Origin of the sequence: Shinella yambaruensis, assembly GCF_050859155.1 — a bacterium.
GTDB classification, from domain to species: domain Bacteria; phylum Pseudomonadota; class Alphaproteobacteria; order Rhizobiales; family Rhizobiaceae; genus Shinella; species Shinella yambaruensis.
In genome coordinates this window covers 286,818-298,470 of the sequence record NZ_CP150639.1, presented here as the reverse complement: position 1 = coordinate 298,470, position 11,653 = coordinate 286,818, and the positions used below count along the sequence as shown (strand labels likewise).

The 11,653-nt window shown below is 63.3% G+C and carries 11 protein-coding genes; 4 read left to right on the top strand and 7 right to left on the bottom strand.

Annotation, left to right across the window (positions count from 1 at the left end; all coding sequences use genetic code 11):
- Positions 1–142: 142 nt before the first annotated feature.
- On the bottom strand, positions 143–2,932 hold the full coding sequence (locus tag WMC41_RS23765; RefSeq protein ID WP_432349209.1) for a bifunctional aconitate hydratase 2/2-methylisocitrate dehydratase: 2,790 nt from the start codon (positions 2,930–2,932) through the stop codon (positions 143–145).
- A 200-nt stretch (positions 2,933–3,132) separates the two neighbouring features.
- On the opposite strand from WMC41_RS23765, the gene WMC41_RS23760 reads away from it, so the two are divergent.
- Positions 3,133–3,372: a hypothetical protein gene (locus WMC41_RS23760; RefSeq protein WP_432349207.1), complete on the top strand. Its 240-nt coding sequence runs from the start codon at positions 3,133–3,135 to the stop codon at positions 3,370–3,372.
- Positions 3,373–3,621: 249 nt separating this feature from the next.
- On the opposite strand, the gene WMC41_RS23755 is transcribed toward WMC41_RS23760, so the two are convergent.
- From WMC41_RS23755 to WMC41_RS23730, 6 genes are all read right to left on the bottom strand, one after another.
- Positions 3,622–4,866 carry a CapA family protein gene (locus WMC41_RS23755; protein ID WP_432349206.1) on the bottom strand — a complete coding sequence of 415 codons (1,245 nt, stop codon included), beginning with the start codon at positions 4,864–4,866 and terminating at the stop codon, positions 3,622–3,624.
- A 69-nt stretch (positions 4,867–4,935) separates the two neighbouring features.
- On the bottom strand, positions 4,936–5,781 hold the full coding sequence (locus tag WMC41_RS23750) for a transporter substrate-binding domain-containing protein (protein ID WP_432349204.1): 846 nt from the start codon (positions 5,779–5,781) through the stop codon (positions 4,936–4,938).
- A gap of 1 nt (position 5,782) precedes the next feature.
- A complete protein-coding gene (gene alr, locus WMC41_RS23745; protein WP_432349202.1) occupies positions 5,783–6,949 on the bottom strand; it encodes an alanine racemase in 1,167 nt (388 codons plus the stop codon).
- Entirely contained in the window at positions 6,939–7,670 is a 732-nt protein-coding gene (locus WMC41_RS23740; RefSeq protein WP_432349201.1) for an ABC transporter permease, read from the bottom strand. Before WMC41_RS23740 ends, alr begins: the two co-directional genes overlap by 11 nt.
- An 11-nt stretch (positions 7,671–7,681) precedes the next feature.
- Complete coding sequence (locus WMC41_RS23735; RefSeq protein ID WP_244766407.1) at positions 7,682–8,341, bottom strand: ABC transporter permease; 660 nt, start codon at positions 8,339–8,341, stop codon at positions 7,682–7,684.
- Positions 8,342–8,354: 13 nt separating this feature from the next.
- Positions 8,355–9,179: an amino acid ABC transporter ATP-binding protein gene (locus WMC41_RS23730; RefSeq protein WP_432349200.1), complete on the bottom strand. Its 825-nt coding sequence runs from the start codon at positions 9,177–9,179 to the stop codon at positions 8,355–8,357.
- Between the two features lie 270 nt (positions 9,180–9,449).
- Here WMC41_RS23730 and WMC41_RS23725 point away from each other — a divergent pair, with 270 nt between their 5' ends.
- From WMC41_RS23725 to WMC41_RS23715, 3 genes are all read left to right on the top strand, one after another.
- A complete protein-coding gene (locus tag WMC41_RS23725; RefSeq protein WP_432349199.1) occupies positions 9,450–10,391 on the top strand; it encodes a LysR family transcriptional regulator in 942 nt (313 codons plus the stop codon).
- 166 nt (positions 10,392–10,557) lie between these two features.
- Positions 10,558–11,043, top strand: coding sequence for a Spy/CpxP family protein refolding chaperone (locus WMC41_RS23720; protein WP_432349197.1), 486 nt, complete (start codon positions 10,558–10,560; stop codon positions 11,041–11,043).
- Between the two features lie 70 nt (positions 11,044–11,113).
- On the top strand, positions 11,114–11,650 hold the full coding sequence (locus WMC41_RS23715; protein ID WP_432349196.1) for a cytochrome b: 537 nt from the start codon (positions 11,114–11,116) through the stop codon (positions 11,648–11,650).
- The last annotated feature ends 3 nt before the right edge of the window (positions 11,651–11,653 follow it).

The window sequence follows — 11,653 nt, the reverse complement described above, 5'->3', positions numbered from 1 at the left end:
CGCCGGATCTTCATCCGTGCGCAGATTCCGGGGATCAGCGGTGTAATGAATCGCTCGGGCTTGCGCCCGCCTGACAGCAGGGCGCCTCGCCGGGCCACCCAATCGGCGTCAGGCTTTACAGCGCCCTCTCGATGTCGAACCCTTAGTAATGGACGGACAAAGAATCGATCGGAGCGACTTTCGGCGGAGCGAACTTTGTCAGGTCTATTCCGTCGACGGCAGCCCGGTACTCTTCCATGCTCGGCGTGCGTCCGAGGATCGCCGACAACACCACGACCGGGGTCGAGGCCAGCAGCGATTCACCCTTCTTCTCGGTGGTGTCTTCCACGACGCGGCCCTGGAACAGGCGGGTCGAGGTCGCCAGGACGGTATCGCCCTTCTCCGCCTTTTCCTGGTTGCCCATGCACAGGTTGCAGCCCGGACGCTCGAGATAGAGGATATTCTCGTATTCGGTCCGCGCTTTGCTCTTCGGCATCAGGTCGTCGAACTCGAAGCCCGAATACTTCTGCAGGATTTCCCAATCCCCTTCGGCCTTCAGCTCGTCGATGATGTTGTAGGTCGGGGCGGCGACGACGAGCGGCGCCTTGAACTCGACCTTGCCCTCGGCCTTCTCGATGTTCTTCAGCATCTGCGCGACGATCTTCATGTCGCCCTTGTGCACCATGCACGAGCCCACGAAGCCCAGGTCGACCTTCTTGGCGCCGCCGTAATAGGACACCGGACGGATCGTGTCGTGGGTGTAACGCTTGGACACATCGGCATTGTTCACGTCGGGGTCGGCAATCATCGGCTCGTCGATCACGTCCAGGTCGACGACGACTTCGGCGAAGTATTTCGCATTGTCATCGGGCGCGAGCGCAGGCTTTTCGCCCGAGCGGATCTCGGCGATGCGCCTGTCCGCCTTGGCGATCAAGCCGTGCAGGGTCCGTGCCGTGTTTTCCATGCCCTTGTCGATCATGATCTGGATGCGCGACTTGGCGATTTCCAGCGACTCGATCAACGTCTCGTCCTGCGAGATGCAGATCGACGCCTTGGCCTTCATCTCGGCCGTCCAGTCGGTGAAGGTGAAGGCCTGGTCGGCCAGAAGCGTGCCGATATGGACCTCGATCACCCGGCCCTGGAACACGTTGTCCCCACACTGCTTGAGCATCTGCGACTGGGTCGCATGCACCACGTCGCGAAAGTCCATATAGGGCTTCATGGTGCCCTTGAAGGTCACCTTGACCGACTGCGGGATCGGCATGGTTGCCTCGCCGGTGGCCAGCGCCAGCGCCACGGTGCCCGAATCGGCGCCGAAGGCCACGCCCTTGGACATGCGGGTGTGGCTGTCGCCGCCGATGATGATCGCCCAGTCATCCACGGTGATGTCGTTCAGCACCTTGTGGATCACGTCCGTCATCGAATGATAGACGCCCTTCGGGTCGCGGGCGGTGATCAGGCCGAAGTTGTTCATGAAGGCCATGAGTTTCGGAATGTTCGCCTGCGCCTTCTTGTCCCAGACGGATGCCGTGTGACAACCCGACTGGTAGGCGCCGTCCACGAGCGGCGAGATGACGGTGGCCGCCATCGCCTCGAGTTCCTGCGCGGTCATCAGGCCGGTGGTGTCCTGCGAGCCGACGATGTTCACCTTGACCCGCACGTCCGAGCCCGCGTGGAGCACCTTGCCCGGCGTCACGCCGACGGCGTTGCGGTTGAAGATCTTCTCGACCGCGGTCAGGCCCTGGCCCTCGACGGTGATTTCCTTGTTCGGGGCGAAGACCGGGGTCGGCTCGACCCCGAGCGTCTGGGCGGCAAAGGTCTGGAGTTTCTTGCCGAAGACGATGGCATAGGAGCTGCCGGCCTTCATGAACTCCATCTTCTGGGGTGTGAAAGCGGCGGCGACGTCGACAAGCTCCTTGCCGTTCTCGTCGCGGAGCTTCTTGTTCTTCGTGTCGATCTTCAGGACAGTGCCGGTCTCGACCGAGAATTGCTGCTCGAGGACCGGGTTGCCGTCGTTGTTGAGGATCGGCTTGCCGTCCTCGCCGGTCTTCCTGGTCCAGTTCTTCAGGTTGATTCCGATGCCGCCGGTCACGTCCACTGTGGTCGCGAAGATCGGCGAGATGCCGTTGGTGCCCGCGACGACCGGCGCGTAATTGACGAAGGGCACATAGGGGCTGGCCTGCTTGCCGGTCCAGAGCGCCACATTGTTCACGCCGGACATCCGCGACGAGCCCACGCCCATCGTGCCCTTTTCGGCGATCATCATCACGCGCTTGTCCGGGTGCTGCTTCTTCAGCGCCACGATTTCCTGCTGCGCTTCGGGCGTGATCATGCACTGGCCGTGCAGCTCGCGGTCCGAGCGCGAATGCGCCTGGTTGCCGGGCGACAGCAGGTCGGTCGAAATATCGCCTTCGGCGGCGATGAACGTCACGACCTTGATCTCGTCCTCGACAGCCGGGAGCTTGGTGAAGAATTCGGCCTTGGCATAGCTCTCCAGAACGCCCTTCGCGATGGCATTGCCCGCCTTGAAGGCATCGCGCAGCCGGAACATGTCGGCATCGTAGAGGAAGACCTGCGTCTTCAGCACCTCGCCGGCCTGCCCGGCGATCGCGGCGTCATCGCCAAGCGCGATGTCGAGCAGCACGTCGATCGAAGGGCCGCCTTTCATATGCGACAACAGTTCGAGGGCGAATTCGGGGGTGATCTCCGGGACGATCGTTTCGCCGAGAATGATCTTCTTCAGGAAAGCGGCCTTGACGCCAGCCGCACTGGTCGTGCCCGGCAGCGTATTGTAGATGAAGAAATTGAGGGCATCGGCCCGATGCTCGTTACCGGCATCCTGGATGATTGCAATGATTTCGCCGGTCAATCCGCCGTCGTCGATCGGCTTGGGGGCGAGCCCTTGTGCTTCTCTGCTTTTGATCTCAGCCAGGTAATCCAGGTAAAGGTTCATCGCTATCCCACGTCATGAACTGCATGGCGCGGAAACGTAGCGCCACCGAGCGGTTGTTGCTTGGCCCACAGGGCTCTGTGGGTTTCGAGTACGTCAACCAGGACCGCGTGACAAGATACCGCATTTCATTAAAAAGTGGTGTTTCGAAATCAACTTTAATCGGCTAAAGAAGGCCTCCGCGTGCCGCTCGGACTGGATTTATGGAAACCATCAATTTTACCCCGCTTGGCTTTTCCGATCTGACCAGTGATGAAGCATTCGTCGTTTCGGTTTTCCGGCACTGGCAATCTTGCGGCTCGACATGCAAGGAGGCCGAAGGCAGCCTGACCGAAATGCTGAAGAATGACCGCCTGCATGAGGGCCTCCTGTCGCTGTTTGACCTTTTGGAACGCTTCCGGACCAGAATAGGCGGCGAACAAAAAACGACAGTTCCGTTCTGACCTCGGTTGAGGAGGCGCTGCTCGACGAGATCGGCTCGCTCGACACCATGCCAAGAGGATGCGTCAAAGCGTTCCAGCAGGTTCTGGAAGAAGCAGGCACGACAATTCGTCCTGCATCGGAGATCCCTCGGTCCGGTTACGATCACCTTGCGGAGGCGGTTGACCGGAAAACCGCGAAGGTATTCGACGTGCTTTACCCTGGATTCTCTGGGTCGCTCAGTTACCAAAGCTGATTTCCGGTCATTGTCGTTACGCGCTGATCTCTGCCGTTATTCTCCCAAAACGCTCGACGAAGTCGATCGACACGCCGTGTGCCTTCGAGCGGATTGCCAAATCCTCGATCATCCTCGCTGCCAGCCCTTCCGGGGCAGGGACCGGAACGATCCGTTCGTGATAATTGTCAGCGTCCAGATTCTCGCCGCCGATGACGACAGGATGAAGGTCGATCGACCGGAGCCTGGCGTCGGCATCAAAGCGGCATGTCGCCACAACGCTTTTCCAGACGTCCGGTGCGCTCCATACGACTTCCCCTTCATCGAGATGGAAGAGAAAATTGCCGAGCCCGAAGAAGATCGGCGCGCCGCGATAGATTTCGATGGGCTGCAGGACCGGCGCGCCATGACTGACGAACATCCCCGCGCCGGCATCGATACAAGCACGTGCGAACGCCTGAACCCATGAAGGCACCTCCCGCCAGTTCGGCTCCCAATGATGATGGTGGAGGTAGGCGATGACGAAGGCGCCTTCCGCGGCAGCGCGGCGGATCGCCGACAGATGACGCTGCAGGCTCGCCTCGTCCACCAGGATCCGGCGCCGGTTCTCCGGGGCGCGGCAAAAGACCGTTCCGTAAAAATCGATCTCATCGGCCGATTGCAGGTCCGGCGGATCGTGCGGCTGGGCGTAGTTGCCCCGTTCCATCGGACTGCTCTGGAAGATGTCCTGAATGCCGGAGAGGCTCGCGAATACCGCGGGCTCGACCGCAAAACGCCTCGACACGTCGAGCCCATTCACGCCCGGCCTTGCAGGACGCCGGTCCGTCGCGTCGGCCGCATACATGGTCGCCGGGCCGGGGCCGGCGTCCATGGCAACGAGCGCCACCCGTCTTGTGCCGAAGGTTTTCATTCCCGGCCGGCCCGCGTCTGTGGCATCGACACCGATACCGGCGTGAAGGAACCCCCTCTCCGCCACTTCCTCCAGCGTCGACAGAACGCCCGGAGGGCCGAGGTCGAAGGCGTGGTTGTTGGAGAGCGCCAGGGTGTTGAAGCCGATGTCCTTCAGCGCATCCAGCACAAACGGCGCCGAACATCCGAAATAGGAACCTTTCATCGGCCACCCGCCATGCCGGCCGAACACCGTCGTCTCGAAATTCGTAAAAGCGATATCGGCCTGCTTGATCAGTGCCTTGATTGCGGCGAATCCATCGTCCCGGACCTGCCGGACATCATGATGAATGAGAGATTGCCCGGTGACGGCGAGCGTGAACGGTGAAGACATGGCGATGTACCTTGGAGAAGAATTCAGGAGGCGGCGGCCCGGGGGCCGCCGATAGTCGCAGGGGGACAGTCAGTTCGCGAGCTGCGGAGCAATATCCACGCCGAACCATTTTTGGCTGATCTTCCCGAGCGTGCCGTCCCGGGTGCTCGCTTCGATGGCCTTGTCGAAGGCCTCGGCAAGATCGGCATCCTCCTTGCGAAGACCGACACCGACGCCGGGGCCCCAGGTGCCTCCCGAAAGTTCAGGGCCGAAGAATTCCACCGCCTTGCCCTCCGGCGTGTCGAGGAACTGCTTCCAGACCAGACGATCGCCCAGGCCGCCGTCGATACGCTCCGATGTCAGGTCGAGCTTCAGGTTTTCCTGGCTGTCATAGCTGCGCACCTCCGCAATGTCGCCGAAGAGTTCCTGCACGACCGCCTCCGAGTTGGAGGAGCGAAGGACACCGAGGGTCCTGCCCTTCAGGCTTTCCCTCAGCTTGTCGATGGTCTCCTTCTTCGCCGCGTCGATATCCGTGAGGTTCAGCTTCGCCTCGATATCCCCGGGCGGCAGGCCGAGCGCCCGGCGCATGACGATCTGGTTCGGCGCCACCGCATAGGGAACGGAGAAGGCGATTGATTTCTTGCGCTTTTCGGTGATCGACATGCCGGCCATGATCGCATCGTACTTCTTCACCAGAAGGCCGGGGATGATGCCGTCCCAGTCCTGTGCGACGAAGGTGCATTGCAGTTTCATCCGGGTGCAGAGCTCGTTGCCGACGTCGATGTCGAAGCCGACGAGCGCGCCGTTCTCGTCGATATAGTCCCATGGCGGCGAGGCGCCTTCCGAGGCGATGGTGATGGCCGTGCGCTCCCCGCCATAAGCAAGGCCGGCAGCCAGCAGGAGCGCCGCGAGGGCGCAGGTCAGTTGTCGTTTCATGTCATTCCCCTTCTTCTTGGTTCGGTTTCGATCGTGGTGCGGCGTCTATCCGCCGCAGGCTCTCCCTGAGGCCGCAGCCGACGCCTGTTTCATCGGTGTTCCAAGCTTCGGCGAGTTGCGGCAGCGTGATGCGGTCCGCACCGGAAGAGCCGAGCAGGACCGCCTCATCCCCGAGCACCGCTTCGGGAATATCCGTGACGTCGATGCGAAGATGTTCGAGATGGATGGGCGGCACGACGGGCGCACGCCGCCCCCGGACGAGCACCGAGGCCGAGGAGCCGAGGTCTCGCGGCACCCCGTGCCCCCAGCCGATCCCCAGCACGGCAAGGCGCATCGCCGGGTGGTAGCCCGGCAGGCCCGGCGGCCTTCCCATGCTGTCATGGCACGTCTTGAGCGCCACGATGCGCGCCTTGATCGCCGACAGGGCCGGCCGGATGGAGAGGGTTCGACGCCCGGCCCCGGAACGGGCCAATCCGAAGAGGAGGGCACCGGGATCGACCGCGTCCATGTCGAATTCCGGGTGCTGAAGCAGGCTTTCGCTGCTTGAAACCATGACGGTCGAGGGAAGCCGCCCCTCCGCCTTCAGCGCGTCAAGAAGCGGCGTCAGGCGTGCGACCTGCGCCGGCGCAGAAGACCCGGCGTCGCCGAACTCACTGAGATGGGCATAAAGGCCGTCAACGGCGAGATTGCTTTGCGAGGCGCACAGTTTCACCAGGCGCCGGAGGCTGGCGGGCACCACGCCGGCGCGCCAAAAGCCGAGATCCACCTTCACGAAAACCTTGAGCGGCACGCCGGTCGCAAGCCAGCCCTGCAGGTCCTCCTCGCCGGAAACTGAAATCGTCAGGTCGAGGTCGCTGACAAGGTCGACGGCATCCGGGCCGATGCCCGGATACATGAGGATCGGCGTTCCGGGCGCCGCCCGCCGCACGGCGATCGCATCGGCGATGGACACGACGCCGAAGGCATCGGTGCCGGCCGCGGACAAGAGAGAGGCAACCTTCCCCGCCCCGCATCCATAGGCGTCCTGCTTCAGGCAGGCGAAGATCTTTGTCCCGGGACCGATCGCCGCCCGTATGGCGCGGTAGTTGGAAACAATCGCCGACGGATCGATCTCGCGCCACGCGCTCTCCCGGAGCGGCAGCAGGTTTTGATGGGCGTTACTGTTCATGGGGCACCTGCTGCAGGATGACCCGGCGCGGATGTGTCCTTGCCTGGGGCGCCGCGTTCAACCGGGCCTCCAGCACGTTGAAGAAGCCGGTCAGGAGGAAGGTCAGGCCGAGATAGAGCACGCCCGCGGCGATGAAGATCTCGTAGGGTGCGAAGGTCTCCGACACCAGTTTTCGCGAAAGGCCGGTGATCTCCAGCAAGGTCACGGTGCTGGCAAGCGACGTCGCCTTCACCAGACTGATGACCTCGTTGGCATAGGATGGAAGCACGCTTCTGAAGGCGATCGGAAAGATGATCCGGCGCTTGATCTGCAACGGCGACATGCCGACCGCCTGCGCCGCCTCGATCATGCCGGTCGCCACGGCCTGGATCCCGCCGCGAAAGATCTCCGTCGTGTAGGCGGCGCCGTTCAGGGAGAACGCCAGCAGGCAGCACCAGAAGGGATCGCGCAGCAGGACCCAGAGCACGCTCGAGCGAATGGCGCCGACCTGACCGAGGCCGTAATAGATGATGAAAAGCTGGACGAGCAGCGGCGTGCCGCGAAACACGTAGGTATAGGCGAGCACTGGCAGGGAAAGCCACTTGCATGGCGACGCCCGCATGAAGGCAAGGGGCACGGCGAGGACGAAACCCGCCAGGAGCGATGCGAATGTCAGGAGAAGCGTCAGCGGAATGCCGCCGGCAAGCGTGACCGTGCTGGTGAGGAGGAGCATGATATCCATGGCGCGGCACCTCACCGCCCGGGAACGGCGAAACGCCGTTCGAGGAGATTGAAGATCACCAGCGCCAGGCTGGTCAGCGCGAGATAGAGCGCCGATGCCGCGAGATAGAATGTCAGCGGCGCCCGCAGCGACCCCGCGCCGATGGCGGCGACCCGCATGATATCGGTCAGCCCGACGATCGAGATCAGCGACGTTTCCTTGACGAGGGAGATCCACTGGTTCGCAAGCGCCGGCAGGGCGATGCGCAGCATTTGCGGAAGGATGACGAGCAGCCAGGTTTGCCAGGGATGCAGCCCGAGCGAGCGGGCCGCCTCGATCTGCCCTGCCGGTATGCTGAGCACCGCCCCTCGGAAGATTTCCGCCGTATAGGCGCCGAAGACGACGGTGAGGGAAACGACCCCGGCGAGGAACGCGTTGACCTCGACATAGCGTCCGAAGAAGGCGCTGATGGCGACCGTTCCGCCGAAATAGATCAGCAGGATGATGATGAGTTCGGGCACGCCCCGAATGATCGTCGTGTAGAAGCCGACCGCGGCGCTTACCGCCCTCCACCGCGACAGCCGCCCCGCCGCGGCAAGCAATCCGAGCGCCATGCCGAGCGCGCCGCTGACAAGCGCCAGCAGTACCGTCGTCTTCAGTCCGTTGACGAACTGCACCACGAAACCGTCCATGCGCGAGGTCCTCCTATCGATGGGAAGCGAGAAAGCCGCGAAGACGGCCTGAGACGGGAGAGGAGAAGAATTCCTGCGGCGGGCTTTCCTCTTCGATCAGCCCGCCGTGCATGAAGGCGGCCCGCGTCGAGACCTCGCGCGCGAAAGCAAGTTCGTGGGTGACGATCACCATGGTCCGCCCCTCCCCGGCAAGCGCCGCCATGACACGCAGCACCTCGCCCACCAGTTCCGGGTCCAGCGCCGAGGTCGGCTCGTCGAAAAGCAGCACCTGCGGCTCCATCGCCAGCGCCCGGGCGATCGCCACGCGCTGCTGCTGGCCACCGGACAAATGGCGCGGATAGGCGTCCGCCTTGTCCGAGAGCCCTACCTTGGCGAGGTAGTGGCGGCCGAGTTCGGCGGCGGCGCCGCGCCGGATCCCCTTGACGAGAACGGGCCCCTCCGTGACGTTCTCGAGCGCCGTCTTATGCGGCCAGAGATTGAAGTTCTGGAACACCATGCCCATGGAAGCCCGCATCCTTCGGACCTGCCGGTGATCGAGGATGCCGGCAGGTCCGCCGTGCGGCGATGCGGCGCGGATCGCCAGCTTCTCGCCGTGCACCCAGATGTCTCCGCGATCGGGAATGGTCAGGAGATTGAGGCACCTGAGCAGCGTGCTCTTGCCCGAACCGCTGCTGCCGAGGATCGAGAGGATCTCGCCGGGACGGACGATAAGCTCGACACCCCGCAGGACATCGTTGCCGCCGAGCCGCTTTTCGATCCGCTCGGCGCGGATACCGGGTTCCGCGGCCGGTTCACCGACGCCGAATGCAGGATACGACAAAGCCTTTGCTGCGCGCATGAAGCGGCACCACCCTTTCGCTTTCGATTTTCGATGTAGCGGAACCCCTTGTGTTCCGTCGGCGCCGGCTGTCCGTCACGGCGGCGTTACGGACATAGAATTGCCTGTCACGCCCATAGGGTCAATTTATAAGCGGGATTATTTTTAGATAAGCCGGGCTTATATGAAGAAGAACCATCCGGCTCGGATGGTGGCGGCTCCACGCGAGAGGGTATAAGTTGGTCTTTGCATTTGCAGAGCTACGAACCGCGCACGCAGGAACGCATCATCATGGTCGAAATCGCAGGAACGGGCGTCACGCTTCGCCAGCTTCAGATTCTGCGCGAGGTCGTCAGGACCGGTTCCGAGAGGGCGGCGGCAAAGGCCCTCGACATCACCCAACCCGCCGTCAGCCAGCAGATCAAGCAGCTGGAAACCCTGCTCGGCGTGCAGCTGTTCATGCGCGACAAGGGGCGGCTCGTTCCAACGGCGCAGGCGATGACCCTCTTTCGCGACGCCGATGCGACCTTCGTGCAGATGGAAAGGATCGCCCGGACCGTCTCCTCGCTGAAGGGCATCGACAGCGACACGATCGGCATCGCCGCGCCGCACGTCTTCTCGCTCCGGCTACTTCCCGATGCCATCCGCATGCTGCGGTCGCGCCAGCCGGTCGCGGCGGTCCACATCAAATCCGGCACCTACCGGGAGGTGACGGACCATGTGCTCGAAGGGCGGGCGGATCTCGGACTTGGCCGCCTGCCGCTCGACGAAAACGTCTTCGACTGGCGCCCGATGACGACGGCGACCAATGTATGCATCTTCCATCCGGAGCACCGGTTTGCCCGGAAGGACTTGATCCGGCCGGAGGATCTGGTCGGCGAGCCGCTTGCGGATATCGAACCGCAGATGCAATCCCACCTCATGAGCGAGAATGCCATTCGCTACATGGGGGCGGAGCCGCACCTCGCCATCCAGGTGGATGTCATCGGCCAGGAGGTCAGTTTCGTCGCCGCCGGCCTCGGCATTTCAAGCAGCAATACCTTCGCCGCCCGGCAGGCTGCGTGCTTCAACGTCGAGATCCGCCCCTTCGAGCCAAGCGCCCTCTATCACTACGTCGTGTTCTGGCAGAAAGGCCGATATCTGGGTCCCATGTTGCAGGAAGCCGTGAACGTACTCGTCGCGTGCGCGCAAGACGCCGATCTGCCAGCGGGCACAAAAGCACCCGATGGCTAGGGATCTTGAAGGACGCCAGCCGGCGGCCCGGCACGCAAACGTCCGTCGGCGCCCTCCTCCTGCTTCTTCACAAAACTTAATATGACGCGTGGATAGGAGAAACACGCGGACATCAACTTCTCCTTGTCGCGGCGATGAGAGGCCGTGCAAGACGAGGAGAAGCAACATGGAAGACAGCAGCAAGAAAGGCCGCCTGCGCAAGTATCTGGTGGGCGGGATGACCGCGGTTCTGGCCCTCGGCGCGCTCGCAGTCACCGGCGTGGTTCAGGCGAACGGCTTTCGCGGCCATGGATTCGGCGGCCCCTTCGGCGGCTTCGGCCTGGAACGCGCGCTGAAATCGGTGGACACGACCAAAGAGCAGCGCCAGAGAATCTGGGCCATCGTCGATGCCGCCCGGACGGAAATCCGCCCCATGATCAGCGATCTGGACGACAGGCGTGACCGCCTGGCCGCCCTCGTGAGGGCCGAGACGCTGGACCGCGCCGCGATCGAAACCCTGCGGAAGGAAGTCCTTGCCACCGCCGACGCCGTCTCGGCCCGGGCGCTCGACGCCTTCATCCAGGCAGCCGAGGTCCTGACGCCCGAACAGCGGACGGAACTGCTGGAGAAGCGCCGCTCTTTCGGTCCCGGCTTCAGGCCGGGCCGTGAATGAAGGCGCATGGTTCGGCCGGGGCGGCCACGCCCCGGCTCCCCGACCCGATATCCAATCAGGAGTTCCGATCATGATGAAGAGCTGCGCAGATCGCTACGGCAGCGTTGCCGTGACAATCCACTGGCTCAGCGCCGCCGCGATTCTCGTCCTCCTGGGAACCGGCTTTCGAGCCGCCGCCTCGAGCGATCCGGCAATGTTCCTGCGCGTGCATGTGCCGCTCGGCATCGCCACCCTTGCGCTGACGATCCTGCGCGTGGCGTGGTGGCTGGCCTTCGACCGCAAGCCGGCGCCCATGGCAAATACGCCGCCCTGGCAGGAACGGCTGGCGCGAGGGGTTCATGCCGCCTTCTATATCGTCCTCTTCGGCATGTTCGGCAGCGGCATCGCGCTGATGGCGATGAGCGGGGCCGGAACCATCCTGTTCGGCGGGACCGGGTCGTTGCCGGATTTCGCGGCCTATGCGCCGCGCGGCCCGCACGGGATCGGCGCGATGGCTCTTATCGCCCTCCTGGTTGCCCATGTCGGGGCCGCGCTCTATCACGCCTTCGTCCGGCGTGAGGCGATCTTCACGCGTTTGTGGTATGGCAAGGACAGCGCGGTGCGCTGAGGA